Consider the following 22055-nt stretch of genomic DNA (forward strand, 5'->3'; position numbering starts at 1 on the left):
GCGTGAGTCATGGATCATCTGCCCGAACACCCGGCGTCACCCTGGCATGCCGGTGAGAGAGCGCTGCAGGAGCGCTTCAACGTAGCCGAACAGTTGGCCGTACTCGGGCGGCAAGTCATCCGCGATTACATGCCTGAGCAGCACCGCGAGTTCTTCCAGCAGTTGCCATTCATGGTGGTCGGCGCGGTGGACGCCGATAATCGTCCCTGGGCCACCCTGCTCGAAGGGCCGGAAGGTTTTGTCACCTCCGCCGACCCGCAGCACCTGTTTCTGGCGGCGCACGCCGACCCGCAAGACCCGGCAGCTGCCGGGCTGCGGGCGAACCAGGCGATCGGCCTGCTCGGCATCGAGCTGCATACGCGCCGGCGCAATCGCATGAACGGCGTGATCCGGCGCGTAGCGGCCGATGGCTTTGAGGTGATGGTCGAGCAGTCCTACGGCAACTGCCCGAAGTACATTCAGGAGCGCTCCTATGCCCGCGTGCCGCCCCCGGCAGACGGCATCGCGCCGCGCCAGAATTTCAGCACGCTGGACGAACGCACCCGCGCGCTCATCCGTGCCGCCGACACCTTCTTCGTCGCCAGCTACGTCGCGCGTGACAGCAAGGCGCGCACCGTGGACGTCTCTCATCGCGGCGGCCGTGCCGGTTTCATCAAGGTTGAAGGCAACCGCCTGACTATCCCCGATTACGCCGGCAACCGGTTCTTCAACACCTTGGGCAACCTGCAGACCAATCCGGTCGCGGGCTTGCTGTTCATCGACTTCACCACTGGCGACCTGCTGCAACTCACAGGCCGCACCGAACTGCTGCTGGACAGCCCCTCGCTCGACGCCTTCGAGGGCGCCGAGCGGCTCTGGGCCTTTGAAGTCGAACAGGCAGTGCTGCGCCCGGGCGCGCTGACGATCCGCTGGCAGTTTCACGGCTACGCCCCCACCAGCCTGGCAACCGGCACCTGGGCGGAAGCTGACCAGCAGCTGCATCGGCAGGCACAACACCGGCAGTGGCAGTCATGGCGGGTCACCCATGTACAACAGGAGAGCCGCGACATCCGCTCGTTCTTCCTCGAGCCGCCGGACGGCGCTGCCGTGCCATTCGCCGCGGGCCAGCACCTACCGATCCGCATCCACACCGCCGAGGGCGATGCCCTGGTCAGAACCTACAGCGTTTCCAGCGCGCCGTCGGACGGCTACATCCGGATCAGCGTCAAGCGGCAAGGCCGGGCTTCGGCGCATCTGCATGACAAGCTGCGGGCGGGCGACCTGCTGGAGGTACGGCCCCCACTGGGCAACTTTACCCTGCACGATGACAGCGAACGGCCAGTGGTATTGCTGAGCGCCGGTGTCGGCATCACACCGCTGATCTCGATGGCCCGAGAACGGGTGGCGCAGAACCGGCCGCAGCGCAAGGCGCGTGCGATTCATCTGTTCCAGAGCGCTAGAACCCTGGCCGACCTGCCCTTCCAGAGAGAGCTCAGCGAACTGCAGCAGCGCTCCAATGGACTGCTGCACATCCACCGCGCACTGAGCATCCCCGGCTCGGCGCAGCTGGAGCGCGATTACCAGATGGCGGGCCGCCTGGATTTCGCGCAGGTCAAGGCGCGACTGCCGCTGGATGATTACGACTTCTACCTGTGCGGCCCGGCGGGCTTTCTCCAGGACATGTACGACGGCCTGCGCAGCGTGAACATCCCGGACCAGCGCATCCATGCCGAGGCATTCGGCCCATCGGCCTTGCGGCGCGCCGAAACCGGGCGGCCGCCGGCCCAGTCCCTTGCAGCCAGCGCATCGGTGCCGGTGCACTTTCGCGCATCAGCCACCGAAGCACACTGGACACCCGACAGCGGCAGCCTGCTGGAACTGGCGGAAAGCCGCGGCCTGAACCCCGAGTTCAGCTGCCGTGGCGGCTCCTGCGGTACCTGCAGCACCCGGCTGATCAGCGGCAGCGTGCATTACCCCACCCCACCGGCACTGATGCCCGCCAGCGATCAGGTGCTGATCTGCTGCGCGGTACCGGCGCAATCGGAGGGCGATCCCCAACCCCTGGTTCTCGATCTCTGAGGTGACCGGCGCCGATACCTCGCCGCCCAGGGCTTTATTTACCGCCAAAGGAGCAACCACCATGTCCACTTCGGAAATCCGTCAGCCAGTCCCTCCCTTCACCCGCGAGACCGCCGTGCTCAAGGTACGACTCGCCGAAGACGGCTGGAACAGCCGCGATCCGGCCAAAGTGGCCCTCGCCTATACCGCCGACACCCGCTGGCGCAATCGTACCGAGTTCGCCAGCAGCCGCGCCGAAGCCCAGGCGTTTCTCACGCGCAAATGGAACCGGGAACTCGACTACCGCCTGATCAAGGAACTGTGGGCATTCACGGAAAACCGCATCGCCGTGCGCTACGCCTATGAATGGCATGATGACTCCGGTAACTGGTTCCGCTCCTACGGCAACGAGAATTGGGAGTTCGCAGAGAACGGCCTGATGGCCCGCCGCTTCGCCTGCATCAACGACCTGCCCATTACCGAGGAGCAACGAAAATTCCGCTGGCCACTGGGACGCCGCCCGGATGATCACCCAGGGCTGTCGGAACTCGGTCTGTAACCGCTACGGGTAGGCCGCACGCATTCGGCGTGGTCCGCCGCAATAAGCTGATCGAAGCGGTGTAGGCCGGCCGTCTCGTTTCGGAGTCAACCCTGGCCAGTCACATCAACGCGGTTGGCGACGGTCGTCGGCAATCGCGGGTGCTACGCACAGTGGCACGCAGGGCCTTCGATTCATGGCGGCCCCGTGAAAAGCCGTCCAGCATCGCCACGCAGGCCCCGCTGCTGCCAACCTCGTCTAACCGACCCGCGTCGGCACCCTCAGAAACGAAAAAGGCCCGCATCGCTGCGAGCCTTTGATTTTCATTGGTGCCGGAGACAGGAGTCGAACCTGCGACCTTCGCATTACGAATGCGCTGCTCTACCTGCTGAGCTACACCGGCGCCAGGCGGCGGATTATCGGGGGTTATGCGGTCGGACTCAAGCCCGACCGCATAACTTCTTTGCCACCTCAATGCGGGCCGGAGGCGGGACGGCTCGGGTCGTGGTGGATGTCCTGTTTGACCTTGCCGACCACCTCATCCGCCACCTCCCTGCCCATTTCGCTCGCCTGGGCATAGCCCGCCCGCGCCTTGTCGCGCAGTTTGCCGGTCAACCTGTCGCTGGTCTCGCCCATCAGCTCGTCTTCGCGACGGGTCGGCGGCATCGTGGCGGCGAGCAGCGCACCAAGGGCGATGCCCATCGCGCCAACGGCCAACGGCTGCTCGTCAAGCAGTTGCGAAAAACCGCCGCGAGCGCGCGCCGCCGTGTGCTTGAGGCTGTCGGCGGCATGCCGGCCGGATTCGCCGACGCGACTGCGTGCATCGCCCAGCGAGTGCGAGACGCTGTGTCCGAGCTGGCTGGCGCGGTCCTTCATGCCGACGCCCTGCTGCTTCAGGTTCGAGGCCTTGGCAGCGAGTTTGTCGGTAGCGGACGGGCCGCTGGCGGCGTGGTAATCCGGGCGGCGATTCTGGCCCGCCATCAGCCAGAGGAGGCCGACCGAGGTCAATACCGTTGGCACCGGATTGGCCTTCAGCGTATCGCTGAGGTTGTGCAGGAATTCACCCCCACCGCCCTTGGCGTAACCGAGTGCCGTGTCGATCATCTGGCCGGGCGACAGCTTGCTTTCCAGCGCATGGACGATGTTGCCGATCTCGGCGCGCTGCTGGTCGATTTCCCGTTCGAGGGTGTCCGGGTCCTTCTGCGCTTCTACGTCGATCTGGTTGTGCGTGCTCATCATGCATGCCCCCTGACGGCTTCTTTATCCTTCTGGATGGAATGGAGGGTGCGGTCGGGCTTGAGCGACGAGGCCTCGAACTTCTTCTTGCCAGCCGAGACCATGATCAGGCCGATGACCACCACCACCCCGCCGACGATCAGTGCCGCCAGGTAGGGCTCCATCATCGTGGCGAGGAAATACACCGCCGCCAGCAACAGAATGATGAACCCAGCGAGCAGCACCGCGCCTCCGGTCGCCACGCTGGCGGCGCCTGCCTTGGTGGCGCGAAGCGATTCACTCAGTTCGGCCTTGGCCAGGGCCAGTTCCTTGGTGAACAGTGAGGGCACCTCGCGGATCAGTTGGCGCAGCAGGCCGCCGACGGAGGTGTCCTGTTCGGTGTGCAGCGGTTCGTATGGCGTATTGAGGTTGCGTTGCTCGTTCATCGAATCAGCCCTCCGTCAGTGCCTTTGCCATTGGTGGGATAGCTGGTCGCGCCGGAATCATGCCGGCGTGCACCGGCGGGCGTCGTGGTCGCACCGGCGTTGCTGACGCTGCCCACCGGAGCGGCCGGCTGGCCGCTGGACAGTCGCTCGTCGAGCTCCTTCTGGCTCGGCAGATCGGGGGTCCCCGGCGTCGCGCTGGCGCGTCCGAGCGGCGAGGTCGGATGCGGCCGCAGGGCGTCCGAATGGCCGTAGTCGACCGTTGGCTCATGCGCCTGCGCGCGCTGCCCGGAGGCACGGGCGAAGCGGGTCAGCCCGAAGCCGACGGCAATGCTGCCGGCGATGAACAGCGCCGGGTTATTGCGGGCGAGGCGATTGACCTCCCCGACCAGCTCGTCGACGCTCTTGCCGCGCAGGTTGTCGGCCAGTTCGACCATGCCCTGCGCCATCTCCGAAACGTACGTTGAAAGGCCGTTGTCCTGGTGCTGCAGCTCGTCCGCCGCGGCCTGGGCACTGCGTGCGACCTTCTCCAGCTCGTCGGCGGCCGTGCCGCGGTAGCTGTCCAGCTGCGCCTTGCCCTGCTGCTTCACCTCGTCGCCGACTTCTCGCGCCTTGGCCTTCAGATCGGCATCCGCGGCGCCATGCGAGCTGCCGGAAGCGGCGCTGTCCGGCGTCGAGCCTGATTGCGGCAGGCCGCCATAACCTGTGATGTCTTCATCGGGTGTCGTCATGTTGATCCACCTTCTATGAGTTTGGCCGAATGACTGTGTCCGCTGAAACACAGCGTTGCGGGCTTATCCCGCCACGAGCCGCGCGGTTCACGGCGTGCACATAGAAGGTGACCGGACCCCATTTTTCGAGTTCCGTGGTTCTGGCCCAGCGGTCCGGGGGCTGACGAGGGCGATCGGCGCGAGGCAAAGCGCCCGTCTGCTCGGCACTCCCTGCGCGGATCACCCGCCCAGCGCGCCAAAGCGGCGCCAACCGCGGCCTGCGGCGATTGGGCGGCAGGCCAAGCGAAACGGCTGAGTTCAGCTCGCCGCATGACCAGCCAGTCATTTTCAGCGCAACGCGCCCCGACGAACTGCATGCGGCGCGTCCGCCAGAAACGCAAAAACGGGCCCTGAGGCCCGTTCCTGTTTGCGCTGCGGAGTCGGCTTACAGCGGGCCGATGCTGCTGCAGCTGTTGGCGGTCTTGGCGTGCTTCTGCAGCACCGGCAGTTGCGGACGCGCCTTGCCACTGGTCACGTCCAGCGAGAGCGCGTACTCACCCCACCAGGGACCTGCCGCCCAGTAGGTGCTGGGGATGCAGTTCTGCCGCAGGTAAGCCAGCAGGTTGTCGGTGGCGACGATGGCCGAGGGCGAGAAGTCCGGCACACCGTGCTCGCCGATGTAGCCACGCAGGTTGTTGCTCTTCAGCCACTCGACGAAGGGCTTGACGCGATTCACGCCGATCATCGGGTCGAATACTTCGGCCTTGTCGAAGTAGTTGCCGGAGAAGTCCTTGTCCACATACATGTGCGCCTCGAACACCAGGTTGTTCTTGCGATCGCGCATCCACGGATCGTTGATCAGCTGGGTGTTGTAGTGCGGCCAGTGGTAGGCGCTCGACCAACGATCACCTGCCACGTAGATCCAGCGCTGGCTGTCCAGGGTGCGGATCGCCTTGGCAGCGGCCAGTGCGGCCTGCGGCCACAGTCCGTTGGTGGAGTACGGCTCGTTCATCAGGCCGTAACCCTCGACGGCCGGGTGGCTGACGACCTCTTGAACAATCTGCTTCCACACGCCGGCGAACGAACTGATGGGTACGTCGCTGGAGCCGATCAGCTTGCCGAAGTAGCGGTAGTAGTTGTGCAGATCGAGGATGACCTTCACGCCGTGCTTGTGCGCGAAGTCCAGCGACTGCTTCAGACGCGCCAGCTCGGTGGCGTTGAGCGGAGTGTTCAGCTTGGGCTGGATGCGCTCCCAGAGGAACGGCAGGCGCACCAGCTTCATGCCCAGATCGGCGTACTTCTTGTAGTACGACTCTGCCGGATAGGTGTAGTTGGTGCCGTGCACACCCGGCACCACCGACGGGCCGAAGCCGGCGCCGGACAGGTTGACGCCGACCAGGCGCGGCTGGCCGTTGGTGGTGTCGGCAGGCGCAGTGGATTCAGCCGGTGCGCTCACGACCGGCGCCGAGGGCGTCGGGCTGGTGACAGTGCCGGAAGTACTGGTGCCGCTGATGGCGGAAATGGTCTTCGGATAGCCCACCGCGTTGCCGTCCAGAACCGCGCCATCCAGATAGACGCTCATGTTGCTGCCGGAAATATAGGCGGCAGTGATCTTGCGCACCTGACCGTCGGCCAGTTTCACCGAATTGCCCAACTTGAACGCAGCCTGGTTGGCAGCCGTGGCAGCAATGGAGAAACCGGGCGACTTGCGCCATACCCCGTTGAGCCAGTCGGTATTGGTGAAGTTGTTGAGGCCGCTGGTGGCGAGTGTGGTTTGGGTCGGTGCGGTAATTGCCGTTTCGGTGGTATTTCCGGAAACAGCGGTCAGTTTGTTCGGATAGCCAACCGCGCTGCCGTTTACTGCCGCTCCATCGAGAAAGACGCTCATGTTGGAACCGGCAACCTGCACAGTTTTGACCTTGCGCAGCTGGCCATCGGCCAGTTTTACCGTAGCACCAACAATGAATGCGCTCTTGCTCGCACTAGTTGCCGGGATGGAGAAACCGGCGGACTTGCGCCACACACCGTTGAGCCAATCGGTATTGGTGAAGTTGTTGATACCGGACGCATAAGCGATACCGCTTGAAACGGTGGTCGAGGACCCGCTGCTGGTGGTCGGACTGGTAGTCGAGTTGGTGGTCGGACTGGTGGTCGCGGTCGCGATGGTCACAGCGCTCAGCACATTCGGCGCCCCCACCTTGTTGCCGTCCAGAACCGCGCCATCGAGGAACACGCTGAGGTTGCTGCCGACTACATAAACCTTGGTCACCTTGCGCACTTGCCCATCAGCCAGACGCACGCTGGCGCCGACCTTGAACGCGGCATTGTTGGCAGTGGAGGCCGGAATCGACAGGGCCGGCGCGGCACGCCAGACGCCATTGAGCCAATCGGTATTGGTGAAGCCGTTGATCTTCGCGCTGAGGGTCACGGTGGTCGACGCAGCGCTGAGCGCATCGGCGGCGAACACGGTAGAGGAAGCGGCAACGCTGCCCAGTACGGCGGCCAGGGCAATGGAAGCTACGAGCGCCTTACGGGAGCCGGCAAAAACGTTGATAGACATCTTTCTCTCCGAAACTTAATACGTCTAAAGGCGCTTTCGCGGCCTTTAAAAAAGTGCGGGAGGTCAATTGAGTCGTGGGTGGCACTGCTTGTCGGGAAGCCGCTTTGTCACAACTGAATGAACCAGTCAGCAATCGGAAAACCCGCTGTTCCACCCCTGAACAATCCGAATTAATCGTTGCGTGGCGGCTTTATAATAGGTTCCAAAAAATAATGGAAATCCAAACGACCATTTGCAGTCGCCAAAATATCGACATAGCTTGAGATCTGCTATTAATTCGCCACTGCTAAATAGCAACTTGCCAGCAATCTAAGGGATTAATTACCGGCTCGTTAGAACGCATTTAACCGTTTAGAGGCGTCATTTTTTTGAATTGGCGGTAGAGTTTGTTTCAATTCAAAGTCCAATCTTTTCCGACAAACGGCGATTTATCTGGGCGAGAAAACCGCTGCGAATCTTCCATTGGCAGGCGCTGTCCCAACAGAACCGAGGTCACCACGGAGCAAGGCCATGAATCGATTCAAGGTGGGCGATCACGTCAGCTGGAATTCCGAAGCGGGGCGGGTCAGCGGCACCATCATCAAGGTCCATACGGCCGATACGCAGTACAAAGGTCATACCCGGCGCGCCAGCCCGGAGGAGCCGCAGTACGAGATCAAGAGCGATAAGACCGATCACATCGCCATGCACAAACCCGGCGCGCTCACCAAGCTGGACTGATGAGGGCATGAACATGCCGGCCACGGTCTGGACCATCGGACATTCGACGCGCCCGCTCGAGCAGTTCATCGCCCTGCTCGAGCACTACCGCATTGAGGGGATCGCCGACGTGCGCCGTCATCCGGGTTCGCGTCGCTTGCCCCAGTTCGGCTCGGACGCCCTGCGCGAGGCGCTCGCTGACCGCGGCATCACCTATGAATGGTTGCCGGAACTGGGCGGCCGCCGTCGCGCCGCGGCCGATTCGGTCAACCAGGCGTGGCGCAACGCTTCGTTTCGTGGCTATGCCGATCATCTGGCCAGCGCAGAGTTTGCCCGTGGCCTGGAGCACCTGCTGGCGTTAGCCAGCGAGCGGCGCACCGCGATGATGTGCGCCGAGGTGTTGTGGTGGCGCTGCCACCGCTCGCTGGTTTCCGATGTGCTGAAGGTGCGCGGTATCGAGGTGCTGCACATCCAGGACGAGCAGCATCTGATCGCACACCCGTTCACGGCGCCGGCGCGGCTGGTTGATGGCGAGTTGAGTTACGCACAAGACGCGGGAGAACCCCTGCGGCGGGATGCCGACAGCGGACGGCAGGCGCGCCTGGATATCTAGCGTGCGGCGCTCAGGCGCGCTCGATGCGATCCAGGTGGATGACGATGCGCCCCTGCTTGTACAGGCCGCCGATGGCCTTCTTGAAGTTGCCTTTACTGACGCCGAACTGGCGCGCGATCTCTTCGGCCGGACTCTTGTCGCTCAGCGCCAGCACGCCCTGCCCCTCTTCCAGCTTCTGCAGAATCAGCGCCTGCAGCGCGTCGAGCGCCTCACTGCCCACCGGCTGCAGACTCAGGCTGATCTTGCCGTCGGCGCGCAGCTCCTTGATGAAGCCGCTCTCGCGCATCCCCGGGCGCAGGAACTTGAACGCTTCGTTCTTGTGGATCAGCCCCCAGTGCTGGCCGTTGATGATGGCCTTGAAGCCCAGCTCGGTGGCCTCGACCACGAGCAGGTCCACCGCTTCGCCGACGGCGTAGTGTGGCGGTGTGCGATCCAGATAGCGGTCGAGCCGCGCGGTGGCGGTGATGCGCCGCGTGCGTTTGTCCACGTAGACATAAACCACGCAGTAGTCGCCGACCTGCAGCGGGCGCTTCTCCTCCGAGTGCGGCAGCAGCAGGTCCTTCGGCAGGCCCCAATCGAGGAACAGGCCGACGCGGTTGATCTCCACCACCTTGAGGCTGGCGAACTCCCCGACCTGCACCTTGGGCTTGTCGGTGGTGGCGATCAGTTTGTCCTCGCTGTCGAGGTAGACGAAGACGTTGAGCCAGTCGTCCACCTCGGTCGGCGCATTCTTCGGGATATAGCGCTTGGGCAGGAGGATTTCGCCGTCCGCGCCGCCGTCGAGGTAGAGGCCGAAACCGGTGTGCTTGACGACCTGCATGCTGTTGTAGCGCCCGATAGCGGCCATGGTCCTGCCCTGTCTGTACAAAGGCGCGATTCTAGCAGCGCCGCGCGGTTAACGCGGCAATGCATAGGCGATCACCGAATCCCCGGCATCGGTTCCCAGCGAGCCGTGGCCGCCGGCGACCACCACCACGATCTGCCGTCCCGAGGGGCTGCGGTAGGTCATCGGCGTCGCCTGTCCACCGGCCGGTAGGCGGGCTTTCCACAGTTCGCGCCCGGAGGAGCTGTCGTAGGCGCGAAGGTAATAGTCCAGCGTACCGCTGAGAAAGGCCACGCCGCCGGCGGTCAGCATCGGCCCGCCGAGGCTAGGCACGCCCATCTTGAACGGCAATGGCAGCGGCGCGCGGTCGCGTACGGTGCCATTGGTGCGCAGCCAGTGGCTCTTGCCGGTGCGCAGGTCCGCGCCGGCGACGTACCCCCACGGCGGCGCGGTGCAAGGCAGGCCGAGCGGCGAGACGAACGGCTTGAGCTCGACGGCGAAGGGCGAGCCGAAATTCTCGTTGAGGTAAGGCGGCTTGTCGGACACCAGCGTGCTGCTGTCGTCTTCACGCGGCACCAGCGTCGAGGTGAACGCCAGGTAGGCGGGCGCGCTGAAGACCATCTGGCGGACCGGATCGACCGCCACCCCGCCCCAGTTGAACACGCCGAAATTGCCCGGATAGACCAGCGTGCCCTGGGTCGAAGGCGGCGTGTAGCGGCCCTCGTAGCGCAGCGAATGGAACTGGATGTGGCAGAGCATCTGGTCGATCAGTGTCGCGCCCCAGAGGTCCTTGCCGGTCAGCTTCGGCGGCTGGTAGGACAGTGCCGACACCGGCTGCGTCGGTGCGGTCCAGTCGCCTTCGGCCGCGCCCTGCGGGGCCGGCTCCTCGCGCACCGGCAGGATCGGCTCGCCGCTGCGACGGTCCAGTACATAGATATCGCCCTGCTTGGTCGGGGCCACCAGCGCCGGCACCGGGCCTGCATCGGTCTGGATGTCGACCAGGCTCGGCTGCGCCGGTACGTCCATGTCCCAGAGGTCGTGGTGTACCGTCTGGAACACCCAGCGCAGGCGCCCGGTCTCGATCTCCAGCGCCACCACCGAGGAGGAAAAGCGCTCGCTGTTCTCGCTGCGCCGCCCGCCCCACTGATCGGGCACCTGATTGCCGAACGGCACGTAAACCAGCCCCAGCGTCTCGTCCGCGCTGGAGATGCTCCAGCTGTTCGGCGTGCTCTGGCTGTACGTCTGGCCCGGGGCGATGGGCTCGGTTCGTTCCGGGTTGCCGGGGTCGAAGTTCCAGCGCAGCTCGCCGCTGCGCACATCGTAGGCGCGGATCACCCCGGACGGCTCGTGGCGGCGCACGTTATCGTTCACCGCCCCGCCGATGATGACCAGCCCACGCGCCACCACCGGCGGCGAGGTGGAGTAATAGAAGCCTTCCTTGACGTTGGGCATGTTGGCCCAGAGGTTTACCTGTCCGTCCTCACCGAACCCGGGACAGAGCTTGCCGGTCTTCGCATCCAGCACCAGCAGGCGGGCATCGGCAGTCGGCATGAACAGCCGCTGGCGGCATTGCTGCCCGGCCGGCGCCTGCCGCTCGACGTGATAGGACAGGCCCCGGCACGTCAGATGCTGGCGATTGCTGGAGTCGCTCACCTGCGGATCGAAACGCCAGCGCTCCTCACCGGTTTCGGCGTCGAGCGCGATGACGAAGTTGTGCGGCGTGCAGAGGTAGAGCGCGTCGTCAATCTTCAGCGGCGTGACTTCGTAGGTGGTCTCGTCGGGGTCAGTGGGCCGGCGCACGTCACCGGTGTGGTAGTGCCAGACCGGCTCGAGCCGCTCGACGTTCTGCGGCGTGATCTGCGCCAGCGGCGAATAACGCTGCCCCAGCTGGGTGCGGCCATAGGCGTGCCAGTCGCCGTCAGGTTCCTCACCCTCTCCGGGTGCCGTCGCCTCGGCCAGCGGCGGCGGCAGCATGCCCTTGACGTCATTCGCGTCGCGCCCGAGCGCCAGTACCGCCGTCGCGCCCCAGAGCACGACGGCCAGCAGCAGCGGCAGCGCCGCGCCGCCCCAGGCGCGCAGGCCGAAGTGCTGCCAGCTCAGGCGCTGAACGATCCAGGGCATCAGCAACCACAGGCCGAACGGCGCGATGAGGCTGCCGCGTGGCGCCAGCTGCCACCAGTCCAGCCCGACCTCGTAAAGCGCCCAACCGAGTGCCGCAAGCATCAACAGCGCATACAGCCAGAGCGCCGCGCGCTGGCGCTTGAGCAGCAAAATGCCCACCAGCAGAAATCCCGCGCCGACTGCGGCGAAGTACCAGGTGCCACCGAGATCGAACACCCGTATCCCGCCGACGAGGAGTACGAGCCCAAGAAGAATGCCGAACACACCGCTGATAACGACCGCCACCGCTGCCTCCTGTCCAGTGGATTGCGCACGCTGCCGCCATGGCGGCCCTGGTCAGTGGACCGACATGTGGCGCAATCGCTCCCTGGACGGCAGGAAATTCACTTCCCTTCCAGCCCCAGCCGCAGCAGCCGGCCATCGCTGTCGTCGGTCAGCAGATACAGATAGCCATCCGGCCCGAGACGAACGTCGCGGATACGTTCGCCCATGGATTCCAGCAAGCGCTCCTCGTGGACGATACGGTCGCCCTCGAGCTGCAGGCGGATCAGTGCCTGCGCCGACAGTGCGCCGATGAACAGGTTGTGTTTCCAGGCCGGGAAGCGCTCGGCATCGTAGAAGGCCATGCCACTGATGGCGGGGGATTTCTTCCAGACGTACAGCGGCGGCTCGGTGCCTTCCACGGTCGTGCCCTTCGCTTCGGGGATCGGTAGCAGGCTGTAGTTGATGCCATGCGTGGCCAGCGGCCAGCCGTAGTTTTTCCCCGGCCGGGGGATGTTGATCTCGTCGCCGCCGCGAGGGCCGTGCTCGTGGGTCCAGAGTTGCCCGGTCCAGGGATTGAGCGCTGCGCCCTGCTGGTTGCGGTGGCCGTAGGACCAGATCTCCGGCCGCGCGCCCTTGCGCTCGACGAAGGGGTTGCCCTCTGGCACGCGGCCATCGGGATAAAGCCGCACCAGCTTACCCTGCAGCTTGTCCAGCTCCTGCGCGGTGGGCCGCTGGTTGTTCTCGCCGAGCGCGATGAACAGATAGCCGTCGCGATCGAACACCAGCCGCGAACCGAAGTGCACGCCCGTCGACAGCTTGGGCTGCTGACGGAAGATCACCTGGAAATCCTCCAGCCGCGTGCGATCTTCACTCAATCGCCCGCGCCCGACCGCGGTACCGCCCCGGCCGTTTTCGCCAGCCTCCGCATAGCTGAGATACACCAGCCGGTCACTCAGGAACGTCGGCGACAGCGCCACATCGAGCAATCCCCCCTGGCCACTGGCGAACACCTCCGGCACGCCAGCCAGCGGCGCCGAGCGCGAGCCGTCCAGCCCCACCAGGCGCAACCGGCCGGGCCGTTCGGTCACCAGCAGGTGCTCACCATCGGGCAGGAACGCCAGTGCCCAGGGGTTTTCCAGCCCCGCCGCCACCTCATCCAGCCGCAGCTGACCGAGTTCGCTGCGGTACCGTTGCGACTCGGCGGCGATAACCGGGGCCGAAGCAAACAGGGCGATGAACACAACGGCAATGACGGGATGCGACATGAGTTTCTCCACAGTTCGAGCCGACGACCGCCTCAGTAAAGAACAAAGCCAGCGGACGCGCACCCGGCGCTACGCACGACTGCTCAGCGGAAAAGTGAACAAAAGTCAACAGAATCTGTATAATGCCCGGTTCGACTGATATACGGAAAAGTGATCATGGCCACCAAAGCCGCTGCCAAGCGTAAGCCCGAACCCGCTTTCGAAACCAGCCAGTCCCTGGCCGACCAGATGGCCGCCTTCCTCAAGGCCGGCGGTGAAATCCAGCAGATTCCCAACGGAGTCAGCGGCCAGACCCAAGGGCCGTCGCGCCAGATCACCATCAGCAAGAAGTGATCGGCTCCTCCCGCTGAAACGCCCCTCGGCGAGCCCTGCCATCCGCGCAACGGCTCGCCGCGTTTTTTTACCCCCTTCCGAGCCCATCATGACCGACCCCGTACGCCTGTCCAAACGCCTCGCCGACCAGCTCGGCTGCTCCCGGCGCGAAGCCGAGCTGTATATCGAGGGCGGCTGGGTGACGGTGGACGACCAGGTGGTGCAGGCGCCGTTCTTCAAGGTCCAGCCAGCGCAGCGACTGACCCTGTTGCCGGGCGCCACCGCAAACGAGATTGCCCCGGTCACGCTGCTGCTGCACAAGCCGGCTGGCGCGTCCGTGCCGACCGATGCCGCGACCGCCCTGCAATTGCTCTCGGCCGCCGGGCACTGGGCCGAAGACCCAAGCACCACCGCCCCGCTGCAACGCCACCTGCTGCGCCAGAATGTGCTGCTACCATTGGCGGACGAAGCCAGCGGACTACTGGTGTTCAGCCAGCAACGCGAAGTGATCCGTCTGCTGAGCGATGCCCGCAGCAAGCTGGAACAGGAATTCATCGTCGAGGTCAGCGGCGAACCGGAAGCGGACGGCCTGGCACTGCTCGGCAAGGGCATCGGCCATCGCGGCCGGATTCTGCCCAAAGCCAAGGCCAGCTGGCAGAACGAAACCCACCTGCGCGTGGCCGTCAAACAACCGCAACCCGGCGAGTTGCGCATGCTCTGCGAAGCCATCGGCCTGCGCGTGCTCGGCTACAAGCGCATTCGCATCGGCCGGCTGTCGATGGCCAAGCTGCCGCTGGAGCAGTGGCGCTTTCTCGGCGAACACGAGCGTTTCTGAGCCCACCGTTCGGCGGCTGGCTTTACCAGAAGCGCTGGCAACCCGTACGCTCGCTTGCAGCATCCGCCGGCTGAACCAGACCAAGCGGAGCGCTGTCCGACGACAGCATTGCCACCGAATCCGTCGCGGCGGATTCGCTTCCCTCCGGCGGATCATTGATGTTCAGACTGCTTGCGCTGCTGATTTTCTGTTCTTTGAACGCCCAGGCGACCGAGCGGATCGAGGTCTGGACCTATCACACGTCACCGCCGTTCGCCAATGAGCAGAGCACGGGCCTCTCGGAAGCACTGGTAGAGTTACTCAACGAGCATCCCTCCAACCACGCCCGCTATTTCTTCGCGCTGAGCCAACTGCCACGCCGGCGGCTCGATGCGCGGCTCGCCGAAAACCGTCCCGGTGTGCTGCTGTGGGCAACGCCAACATTCTTCCCGCCCAAGCTGGTGGCCCGCGCGCGATGGACGTCCCCATTGCTCTGCGACACCCAGGACTTCGTTTCGCCAGCGAGCCATCCCTTCGATTACGAAGGCCCCGCATCGCTATATGGACAACGCCTCGGCGGCGTGCTCGGACACTACTACCAGACCCTGCAGGACGACATCGACAAGGGTCGGATTCGTCGCGAGGACGTGCATTCGGATCTGCAGAACCTGCACAAGCTGCTCTCCGGGCGCATCGACGTTGCGCTGCTGCCGCGCTCGGCGCGCTACTTCTACGAAACCACCGAGATACCGCCAGCACGTCTGCACGTGTCGGACGTACCGCTCTACACCTTCCAGCGCCACATCCTCATCACCTCCAGCCTCAACCCGGCCGCGACCCAGTTCATCCAGCAGCTGATCACCGATCTGCCGCACAGCGCCCGCTGGCAGGGCCTGTTGCGCCGCTATGGACTGCAGCGGATGAACGCCCCCTGCACCACCTACTGAGCGCAAACGACTCTGGCGAAGCGCGGTGCGCACGGCCCATACTGGCGAACCTCAAAAGGAGAGCGAGTTCACAATGAGACATGCGCTGGCGATTGCGCTGCTGATGTTGCTCGGCGGCTGCGCTTCACAATCGTGCGACCAGCCCTGGAGCGACAGCCGCTGCCGGGCGGAACGCCTGCTGTACCAGAACGACCTGCTGCAGGCGAAGATCCTGATCGCGTCTGGAGACGAGGAAGGCTACGAGCTGGCCGATGCACTGCTCGACCGCAGCGCGCCGCAGGATCGGCGCGGTGAAACCGAGTTCTACCAGGCGCTGTTGATGATCCGCCTCGGCCCGGAGCCGTCCGAGGTGCTGCACCTGCTGGAGAAGGCCAAGGACAAGGGCCATCCGCACGCGGTCGCCCTGCTCTACAAGATTTACATGGAGCCCTACCTGGTCGACGAGCGCGACATCGCCAAGGCGGACGCCTATCGCGAAGCCTACGCGCAGCTCGACGTCGCCCAGAGCGGCTACCCGTCCTTCGAGAAGGCCTTGGCCCTGGTGTCGCAACTGGTCGAACCGCCGCCGCCAGCCGCCGAGTATCGCGCGCCCTGCCCGCAGTATTGTCTGGAGCAGGCGCAACAGCCGCGCTGAACGCCGCTCAGGGCGCTGGCGTCTGCGACAGGCGCGGCTCCTCGTCGCCATCGGCCACCGCACGGGCCTGCGCCTCGCTGGCGTAAGGCCCGCCGATCACCGCGCCATCCAGTTCCACGACCCAGCACACCGCCCAGGTCGGGCGCCAGGCCTTGGGAACATCCTCACCGCTCAGGTGCTTGATCTGTGCGCGCATGGTCATGATATTTCTCCCGCGTTGATTGAATGAATCGCACCGCGCCGGGGCGCGGCCTACGCTAGAAATGACCGCGTGCGCGGTGGGTTCTCACCTGTCGCCCGACGAAACCCCTGCCCAGGCACGCGGATGACGAGCAGACGAGGACCGACGATGCACCGCACCTGCCGGGTACTGTTGTCGCTACTGTTCTGCAGCGTTGTGCTGGTCGGCTGCAGCCGCGCGACGCTGGTCTATCGCAACCTCGACGTGCTGGTGCCGTGGTCGCTCAACGACTACCTCGACCTGAACCGCGCACAGCAGGACCGGCTTCGCGAGCGGATCAGGACGCATCTGGCCTGGCATTGCCGCAGCCAGCTACCGGACCTGCTCGACGACCTGCAGCGCCTGCAACACGACAGCACCCACCGCAGGCTGGACGGCGAGCAGCTGCAGCCGTACTACCGGGACATCCGCCAGGCGATCCAGGCCATCGCGGTAGAGATCACCCCCACCGCCGCCGAACTGCTGCGCGCACTGGACGACGAGCAGGTGCGCGAACTGGCGCAGGCGCTGGAAGCGGATCGACGCGAACACCGCGAGCAATACCTGGCGCCGCCGTTGCCCCAGCAGATTCGCGAACGTGCCGAACGCATGGGCGAACGCCTCGAACACTGGCTCGGCCCGCTCGATGCGGCGCAGCGCCAGCGCGTGCTGGCCTGGTCGCACAGCCTGGGCGAGCAGAACGCACGCTGGCTGAGCAACCGCGAGCACTGGCAGCGCGAGCTGCTCGACACCGTGCGCCAGCGCGATCGGGCCGATTTCGCGGCGCGCATCGCACGGCTGCTGCAGGATCGCGAAGCGCTGCTCGGCGAGGCCGACCGTGCCGCACTGCAGCACGCCGAACGCGCCGCACTGGCCCTGCTGGCCGATCTGCACGGCATGGCCGACGCGCGCCAGCGCGAGCACCTTGCCCAGCGTTTGCAGCAGATGCGCCAGGACCTCGCCGGCCTCGAATGCCTGCCGGCTAGTGTCGCAGCAGCGCGCGCCTGAGCGCCTCCTGCTCCGACACGTCCAGCTCGGCCAGCCACTGCGGCTTGCCTGCCAGCAGCACTGCCAGCGGCACGCCGTCGCGGTAAACAAGGCGATTGCCCGGCAACGCCGGCACCTTGTTGCCCGGCAACAGCGTACCCAGCTGATTCAGCGGATCGACCGCCGATACCGTCAGCAGCTCGCCGGAGGGTGGGCGCTTGCGCACCTCGCGCAGCAGACCGAGCGCGTCCGGCAGCGCGAACTGTTCGCCGGCCACGCCCGCGACGAAGCGCCCGCCGCGAATCTCGCCACGCGCTTCCAGCCGATGATAAACCCGCAGCAGCTCGCGCCAGGGCGGCAACCAGTCCGCCTCGCGTGCCAGCAACCGCCAGAACACCACACCGTAGCGGCACAGCAGCACCCGGGCGATATGCTCCAGCGCCTCGCCATCGACAGCGGATCGACCGTCCGCCAGCGCCTCGACTGGCGCCGACCGGCGCACCAGCGCCCAGCGACCGGCATCCGCCATGCCGCCGCTGAAGGCACCGCCGCGGCTGCGTCGCGTGGTGCGCGCACGCTTGCTGGCCGGCGTCAGCAACGCGCGCAGGCCGGCGAAGCTGTCGGCGTTCACCTGCCCCGCCGCCACCAGTTCGCCGAGCGCATCCTCCAGTTCGCTGCGCAGCAGGTGTGCCTCGTGCTGCAGCTCGTCGAAGAACAGCGCACCGTGCGCCTGCAAACAATCGAGCACCCGCTGCGCCCGCGACGACAGCTGCGCCAGCGGCGCGCCGCTGGCCAGCGCCTGCCAGACCGCGAGCTGGCGCCGCGGCAGCAGCACGATGGGCGTGCCGCGCACCGGCCCGCCGCCGGCCTTCGGACGCCCGGCCAGCCGCGTCCAGACGATGCGCCCGGAGCGGCACAGCTCGTCCAGCCAGTGGCCGCCGTAGTCCTGCAGGCGCGCTGGCAGCAGATCGCTTTCCCATGCGCCCGCAGCCGCCTGGAAGCCTTCGAGCTGCTCGACCAGGGTGTCCAGCGCCTCGCGCCCCTGCATGCGCGTGGCCGCGGACAGGTGCTGCCAGTCGGCGAGAAAACGCATGAAATCGGCGCGCTCAACCGGCTCGATCTCGCGCCGCAGGCGCTTGACCGTGTAGCGATGGATACGCGCCAGCAGATGCCGCTCGCACCACTCATCCTCGCTCGCCGCCGGGGTGAAGCGGCCGCGCAGCACGTAGCCCTGGGCTTCCAGGCGGGTCAGCGCCTGCGCCACGGCCGAGGCCGGCAAGGCCAGCGGCCGGGCGATCAGCGGCACCGGCAGCGGGCCGAAGCCGCTCAGCCGCGCGCGGATCAGCTCCACCAGCGCATCCTCTTCCGCCAGCTCGCGGTCGTACCCGGCCGGCGGCTGCAGCCTGGGCTCGCACGGCGCCTGCGGGTAGATCGCGCGCAGCCATGCCAGCCTCTCCAGCACCACCCACAGCGCGCGGTCATGGGCGACCTGCAGGCGCGTCGCCCTTCCGCCGCGCGCCAGCTCGGCGAGCCAGGCGGGCCATTGCGACTGCGTGGCGGCCTCGGTTTCGGCGATGCAGCCCAGCGCTGTCAGCGCCTCGTGCATCTCGTCAGCCGTGCGCGCCTCGGGCCAGGCCTCTTCGCTGACGGCAGCGATCGCCAGCGGGTCCAGCGCACCGAGGTCATCGGCGGATTGCGGGTCGCTCCAGCGCCGGGCGAGCACCGCCTGGGTGCGGCGTTCCTCCAGCGGGGCGTCATCGAGAAAGGCGTAGGGCCGCGCGCCAAGCACCTCCATGGCCAGCGGCGACGGTGCCGGCAGGTCGCGCGCCAGCAGCTCGACCTCACCGCTTTCCATGCGCCGCAGCAAGGCCAGCCAGCCTTCGCTGTCCATCGCCTCGTGCAGGCAGTCGTCGAGGGTCTGGCGCACCAGCGGATGCTCGGGAATCTCGCGCTCGCCGACGATGTTCTCAAGGCAGGCCACCTGATCGGGAAACACCGTGGCCAGCAGATCTTCGCTTTTCATCCGCTGCAGCTGCGGCGCCACCTTGCGCCCGCCGGCCATGCGCGGCAGCGCCAGTGCGGTGGTGGCGATCCAGCGCCAGCGCACGCCGAACAGCGGCGCGTCGAGCAGCGCCTGGATCAGCACCTGCTCGGCGCTGGCCGAATGCAGGTAACGCCAGACCTCGTCCAGCGCGAAACTGTGGCTGGTCGACAGCGACAGGATGATTGCATCTTCGGTGGCCGCCGCCTGCAGCTCGAAATTGAAGGTGCGACAGAAGCGCTTGCGCAGCGCCAGCCCCCAGGCACGGTTGATGCGGCTGCCGTAGGGCGAATGGATGACCAGCTGGGTGCCGCCGGACTCGTCGAAAAAGCGTTCCATGACCAGCCGCCGCTGGGTCGGCAGCGCGCCCAGCGCCGAGCGCGCGCGGGCCAGGTACTCGACGATCTGCCGCGCCGCCGGCTCGGTGAGACCGAGCACATCCAGCAGCCAGGCGATGGCCGGCTCCAGGCGCGCATCGCCGGCCTGCTCGGCCGCGGCCAGGCGCTGGTCGATCTCCTCGCGCAGGCGCGCCACGGCAAAGGACAGCTCGTCGCTGCGGCCCGGCGCCTCGCCGAGCCAGAACGGGATGTTCGGCGGTGTGCCCTGGGCGTCCTCGACGCGCACCCGCCCCGGCTCGATCTTGAGGATGCGATAGGAGGTATTGCCCAGCTGGAACACATCACCGGCCAGGCTCTCCACGGCGAAGTCCTCGTTCACCGTGCCGATGTTCAGGCCCTGGGGTTCAAGCAGCACCGCGTAGTCGGCATTGTCGGCGATGGTGCCGCCGGAGGTCAGCGCGATCAGCCGGCCGCCGCGACGGGCGCGCAGGCTGCGTGTCGCCAGGTCGCGATGCAGATAGGCGCCGCGGGCGCCGTGACGGGTCGTGTAGCCCTCGGCGAGCATCGTCAGCAACGCTTGGTAACTGGCCTCGTCCAGCGCTGCGTAGGGCATGGCGCGGCGGATCAGCGCCAGCAGGGTCGCCTCCGGCCATTCGCCACAGGCCACCTCGGCGACGATCTGCTGGGCCAACACATCCAGCGGCGCCTGCGGAATGCGCAGCACGTCCAGCTCGCCACGGCGCACAGCATCGAGCAGCGCGGCACATTCGATCAGGTCATCGCGAGAGCTGGGAAACAGCCGCCCCTTGGAGATCCCGGCGACCTGATGCCCGGCGCGGCCGACGCGCTGCAGAAAGGCGGCGATCGAACGCGGCGAGCCGAGCTGGCAGACCAGTTCCACGTCGCCTATGTCGATGCCCAGCTCCAGCGAGGCGGTAGCGACCAGCACCCGCAGTTCGCCGCGCTTGAGCTTTTGCTCGGCCGTCAGCCGCTGCTCGCGCGCCAGACTGCCGTGGTGCGCGGCCACCACGCCGCTGCCCAGCCGCTCGGCCAGATGCCGGGTGGTGCGCTCGGCCATGCGCCGCGTGTTGACGAACACCAGCGTGGTGCGATGCTCGCCGGCCAGCGCCGCAAGACGGTCGTAGACCAGCGTCCAGGCGTCGTTGCTCATCACCGCTTCCAGCGGTACCGGCGGCACTTCCAGCGCAAGATCGCGCGCGCGGCCGTGGCCGATATCGACGATTTCGCACGGCCGTCCGGTGCCGGCCAGAAAGCGTGCCACCGCCTCGATCGGCTTCTGCGTCGCCGATAGCCCGACGCGCACCAGCGGCCGTTCGCAGAGCGCCTCCAGGCGCTCCAGCGACAACGCCAGGTGGCTGCCGCGCTTGTTGCCGGCGATGGCGTGGATCTCGTCGACGATCACGCTGCGCACATCGCGCAGCATCTGCCGCCCGGACTCCGAACCGAGCAGCACGTAGAGCGATTCCGGGGTGGTGACCAGAATGTGCGGCACCCGCTTGCGCATCGCGTTGCGCTCGGCCTGCGGCGTGTCGCCGGTGCGCACAGCGGTGCGAATGGCCACCGGCGGCAGGCCGAGGCGCTCCAGCTCGGCGCCGATGCCGGCCAGCGGTTGCTCCAGGTTGATATGGATGTCGTTGGACAGCGCCTTGAGCGGCGAGACGTAGAGCACCTGCGTGCCGTCGACCAGCCCGCCCTCCGTCAGGCCCTGCTGCACCAGCGCGTCGATGGCAGCGAGAAATGCAGTCAGCGTCTTGCCCGAGCCGGTCGGCGCGGCCACCAGCGTCGAGCGCCCCGCGCGGATCAACGGCCAGGCCGCCTCCTGGGCCGGCGTCGGTGCCGGAAAGTTGCGCGCGAACCAGCCCGCCACGGCGGCATGGAAATGGCTCAGCGGATCGGTGCGGGAGGTGTTCATGCGCTCGAATATGCTGCCGCACAGGATGCGGCACAAGCGACAGCCGGTCGGCGGCGCGGAAACGGCATCGCGATATGGCGGTCAACCTTCTGACATCGCCACGCCACGGAGCCCGTCATGACCACCACCCCGCTCAGCCTCGACAACGCCATGCAACTGGCCGCCGAAGCCTTCCTGCCCTGCGGCTGTGTGACCAGCGCCAACCCCGCTGACGACAGTTTCGGCTTCACCGTGATGAGTGGCAGCGGCGCGGAGCTGGCGCGCGTGGCGCAGGTGCGCGACTACGCCGATCCGCTACGCATGGCCCAGGTGATCGAGCAGACCCGCCAGGAGCTGCTCGCCAAGGGCTGCACCTTGGAGCCGTGGACGATGCCCTTCATCACCGATGACAGCGCGATCCCGGAAACCACGCCGAACTACTGAGCGCCCCGGCTTTCGCAACGGGCGATCTGCTGCTTTTCTCAAACGGGGCGGCCTGCGCGCGAACTTTTGCGCTGCGCTTCGAGTCGCTATCTGGAGGCGGCCGCGACCGCACGAACGG

19 protein-coding genes and 1 tRNA gene are annotated in these 22055 nt (G+C 66.4%); 10 read left to right on the forward strand and 10 right to left on the reverse strand.

Features of this window, described 5'->3' with window-relative positions; genetic code table 11:
• The first annotated feature begins 9 nt into the window (after positions 1 to 9).
• Positions 10 to 2058, forward strand: coding sequence for a pyridoxamine 5'-phosphate oxidase family protein (locus U8L64_RS02410; RefSeq protein WP_333393705.1), 2049 nt, complete (start codon positions 10 to 12; stop codon positions 2056 to 2058).
• Between the two features lie 61 nt (positions 2059 to 2119).
• A complete protein-coding gene (locus U8L64_RS02415) occupies positions 2120 to 2596 on the forward strand; it encodes a nuclear transport factor 2 family protein (RefSeq protein ID WP_237264891.1) in 477 nt (158 codons plus the stop codon).
• Between the two features lie 306 nt (positions 2597 to 2902).
• On the opposite strand, the gene U8L64_RS02420 is transcribed toward U8L64_RS02415, so the two are convergent.
• The 5 genes from U8L64_RS02420 to U8L64_RS02440 form a co-directional block, all read right to left on the reverse strand.
• Positions 2903 to 2978: transfer RNA gene (locus U8L64_RS02420), tRNA-Thr, on the reverse strand.
• Positions 2979 to 3046: 68 nt separating this feature from the next.
• Complete coding sequence (locus U8L64_RS02425) at positions 3047 to 3811, reverse strand: DUF3618 domain-containing protein (protein WP_138301084.1); 765 nt, start codon at positions 3809 to 3811, stop codon at positions 3047 to 3049.
• On the reverse strand, positions 3811 to 4236 hold the full coding sequence (locus tag U8L64_RS02430; RefSeq protein ID WP_333393707.1) for a phage holin family protein: 426 nt from the start codon (positions 4234 to 4236) through the stop codon (positions 3811 to 3813). Before U8L64_RS02430 ends, U8L64_RS02425 begins: the two co-directional genes overlap by 1 nt.
• The gene (locus U8L64_RS02435; RefSeq protein ID WP_333393709.1) at positions 4233 to 4964 is read right to left on the reverse strand and encodes a hypothetical protein; all 732 of its coding nucleotides are present in this window, start codon (positions 4962 to 4964) and stop codon (positions 4233 to 4235) included. The genes U8L64_RS02430 and U8L64_RS02435 overlap by 4 nt, the downstream gene beginning before the upstream one ends.
• 424 nt (positions 4965 to 5388) lie before the next feature.
• Positions 5389 to 7503, reverse strand: a complete 2115-nt coding sequence (locus tag U8L64_RS02440) for a glycoside hydrolase family 5 protein (RefSeq protein ID WP_333393711.1) — start codon at positions 7501 to 7503, stop codon at positions 5389 to 5391.
• Positions 7504 to 8013: 510 nt separating this feature from the next.
• On the opposite strand from U8L64_RS02440, the gene U8L64_RS02445 reads away from it, so the two are divergent.
• Together U8L64_RS02445 and U8L64_RS02450 are read left to right on the forward strand one after the other, a co-directional pair.
• A complete protein-coding gene (locus tag U8L64_RS02445; RefSeq protein ID WP_008570065.1) occupies positions 8014 to 8223 on the forward strand; it encodes a DUF2945 domain-containing protein in 210 nt (69 codons plus the stop codon).
• 7 nt (positions 8224 to 8230) lie between these two features.
• Entirely contained in the window at positions 8231 to 8815 is a 585-nt protein-coding gene (locus tag U8L64_RS02450; protein WP_333393714.1) for a DUF488 domain-containing protein, read from the forward strand.
• A 10-nt stretch (positions 8816 to 8825) separates the two neighbouring features.
• On the opposite strand, the gene U8L64_RS02455 is transcribed toward U8L64_RS02450, so the two are convergent.
• The 3 genes from U8L64_RS02455 to U8L64_RS02465 form a co-directional block, all read right to left on the reverse strand.
• Entirely contained in the window at positions 8826 to 9662 is an 837-nt protein-coding gene (locus U8L64_RS02455) for a CvfB family protein (protein ID WP_333393717.1), read from the reverse strand.
• A 48-nt stretch (positions 9663 to 9710) separates the two neighbouring features.
• Complete coding sequence (locus U8L64_RS02460) at positions 9711 to 12044, reverse strand: membrane-bound PQQ-dependent dehydrogenase, glucose/quinate/shikimate family (RefSeq protein WP_333393719.1); 2334 nt, start codon at positions 12042 to 12044, stop codon at positions 9711 to 9713.
• 98 nt (positions 12045 to 12142) lie between these two features.
• Positions 12143 to 13288: a PQQ-dependent sugar dehydrogenase gene (locus U8L64_RS02465; RefSeq protein WP_333393721.1), complete on the reverse strand. Its 1146-nt coding sequence runs from the start codon at positions 13286 to 13288 to the stop codon at positions 12143 to 12145.
• A gap of 156 nt (positions 13289 to 13444) precedes the next feature.
• Here U8L64_RS02465 and U8L64_RS02470 point away from each other — a divergent pair, with 156 nt between their 5' ends.
• The 4 genes from U8L64_RS02470 (at position 13445) to U8L64_RS02485 (ending at position 15995) form a co-directional block, all read left to right on the forward strand.
• Positions 13445 to 13621 (forward strand): hypothetical protein, encoded by a 177-nt coding sequence (locus tag U8L64_RS02470; RefSeq protein WP_008570070.1) that lies wholly within the window; start codon positions 13445 to 13447, stop codon positions 13619 to 13621.
• Between the two features lie 88 nt (positions 13622 to 13709).
• A complete protein-coding gene (locus U8L64_RS02475) occupies positions 13710 to 14435 on the forward strand; it encodes an RNA pseudouridine synthase (RefSeq protein WP_333393724.1) in 726 nt (241 codons plus the stop codon).
• Between the two features lie 158 nt (positions 14436 to 14593).
• Positions 14594 to 15361, forward strand: a complete 768-nt coding sequence (locus U8L64_RS02480; RefSeq protein WP_156716496.1) for a PAAT family amino acid ABC transporter substrate-binding protein — start codon at positions 14594 to 14596, stop codon at positions 15359 to 15361.
• A gap of 73 nt (positions 15362 to 15434) precedes the next feature.
• Positions 15435 to 15995, forward strand: coding sequence for a hypothetical protein (locus U8L64_RS02485; RefSeq protein ID WP_043296666.1), 561 nt, complete (start codon positions 15435 to 15437; stop codon positions 15993 to 15995).
• A 7-nt stretch (positions 15996 to 16002) separates the two neighbouring features.
• Here U8L64_RS02485 and U8L64_RS02490 read toward each other — a convergent pair whose 3' ends face one another.
• Positions 16003 to 16191: a hypothetical protein gene (locus U8L64_RS02490; RefSeq protein ID WP_037020703.1), complete on the reverse strand. Its 189-nt coding sequence runs from the start codon at positions 16189 to 16191 to the stop codon at positions 16003 to 16005.
• Positions 16192 to 16344: 153 nt separating this feature from the next.
• Here U8L64_RS02490 and U8L64_RS02495 point away from each other — a divergent pair, with 153 nt between their 5' ends.
• Complete coding sequence (locus U8L64_RS02495; RefSeq protein WP_333393728.1) at positions 16345 to 17223, forward strand: DUF6279 family lipoprotein; 879 nt, start codon at positions 16345 to 16347, stop codon at positions 17221 to 17223.
• Here U8L64_RS02495 and U8L64_RS02500 read toward each other — a convergent pair.
• The gene (locus U8L64_RS02500) at positions 17198 to 21514 is read right to left on the reverse strand and encodes a DEAD/DEAH box helicase (RefSeq protein ID WP_333393730.1); all 4317 of its coding nucleotides are present in this window, start codon (positions 21512 to 21514) and stop codon (positions 17198 to 17200) included. The two genes, U8L64_RS02495 and U8L64_RS02500, sit on opposite strands and share 26 nt — an antisense overlap.
• A 117-nt stretch (positions 21515 to 21631) precedes the next feature.
• On the opposite strand from U8L64_RS02500, the gene U8L64_RS02505 reads away from it, so the two are divergent.
• A complete protein-coding gene (locus U8L64_RS02505) occupies positions 21632 to 21937 on the forward strand; it encodes a hypothetical protein (RefSeq protein ID WP_003289481.1) in 306 nt (101 codons plus the stop codon).
• Positions 21938 to 22055: the final 118 nt, after the last annotated feature.

The organism is Pseudomonas sp. FIP_A4 (genome assembly GCF_036701605.1).
GTDB classification, from domain to species: domain Bacteria; phylum Pseudomonadota; class Gammaproteobacteria; order Pseudomonadales; family Pseudomonadaceae; genus Stutzerimonas; species Stutzerimonas phenolilytica.

Excerpts from the sequence above, each read along its gene's own strand:
- U8L64_RS02430 (WP_333393707.1), bottom strand. The coding sequence starts at position 4,236 with ATGAACGAGCAACGCAACCTCAATACGCCATACGAACCGCTGCACACC.
- U8L64_RS02475 (WP_333393724.1), top strand. The coding sequence starts at position 13,710 with ATGACCGACCCCGTACGCCTGTCCAAACGCCTCGCCGACCAGCTCGGC.
- U8L64_RS02425 (WP_138301084.1), bottom strand. The coding sequence starts at position 3,811 with ATGAGCACGCACAACCAGATCGACGTAGAAGCGCAGAAGGACCCGGAC.
- U8L64_RS02445 (WP_008570065.1), top strand. The coding sequence starts at position 8,014 with ATGAATCGATTCAAGGTGGGCGATCACGTCAGCTGGAATTCCGAAGCG.
- U8L64_RS02415 (WP_237264891.1), top strand. The coding sequence starts at position 2,120 with ATGTCCACTTCGGAAATCCGTCAGCCAGTCCCTCCCTTCACCCGCGAG.
- U8L64_RS02470 (WP_008570070.1), top strand. The coding sequence starts at position 13,445 with ATGGCCACCAAAGCCGCTGCCAAGCGTAAGCCCGAACCCGCTTTCGAA.
- U8L64_RS02485 (WP_043296666.1), top strand. The coding sequence starts at position 15,435 with ATGAGACATGCGCTGGCGATTGCGCTGCTGATGTTGCTCGGCGGCTGC.
- U8L64_RS02435 (WP_333393709.1), bottom strand. The coding sequence starts at position 4,964 with ATGACGACACCCGATGAAGACATCACAGGTTATGGCGGCCTGCCGCAA.
- U8L64_RS02410 (WP_333393705.1), top strand. The coding sequence starts at position 10 with ATGGATCATCTGCCCGAACACCCGGCGTCACCCTGGCATGCCGGTGAG.
- U8L64_RS02465 (WP_333393721.1), bottom strand. The coding sequence starts at position 13,288 with ATGTCGCATCCCGTCATTGCCGTTGTGTTCATCGCCCTGTTTGCTTCG.
- U8L64_RS02440 (WP_333393711.1), bottom strand. The coding sequence starts at position 7,503 with ATGTCTATCAACGTTTTTGCCGGCTCCCGTAAGGCGCTCGTAGCTTCC.
- U8L64_RS02495 (WP_333393728.1), top strand. The coding sequence starts at position 16,345 with ATGCACCGCACCTGCCGGGTACTGTTGTCGCTACTGTTCTGCAGCGTT.
- U8L64_RS02505 (WP_003289481.1), top strand. The coding sequence starts at position 21,632 with ATGACCACCACCCCGCTCAGCCTCGACAACGCCATGCAACTGGCCGCC.
- U8L64_RS02490 (WP_037020703.1), bottom strand. The coding sequence starts at position 16,191 with ATGCGCGCACAGATCAAGCACCTGAGCGGTGAGGATGTTCCCAAGGCC.
- U8L64_RS02500 (WP_333393730.1), bottom strand. The coding sequence starts at position 21,514 with ATGAACACCTCCCGCACCGATCCGCTGAGCCATTTCCATGCCGCCGTG.
- U8L64_RS02450 (WP_333393714.1), top strand. The coding sequence starts at position 8,231 with ATGAACATGCCGGCCACGGTCTGGACCATCGGACATTCGACGCGCCCG.
- U8L64_RS02455 (WP_333393717.1), bottom strand. The coding sequence starts at position 9,662 with ATGGCCGCTATCGGGCGCTACAACAGCATGCAGGTCGTCAAGCACACC.
- U8L64_RS02480 (WP_156716496.1), top strand. The coding sequence starts at position 14,594 with ATGTTCAGACTGCTTGCGCTGCTGATTTTCTGTTCTTTGAACGCCCAG.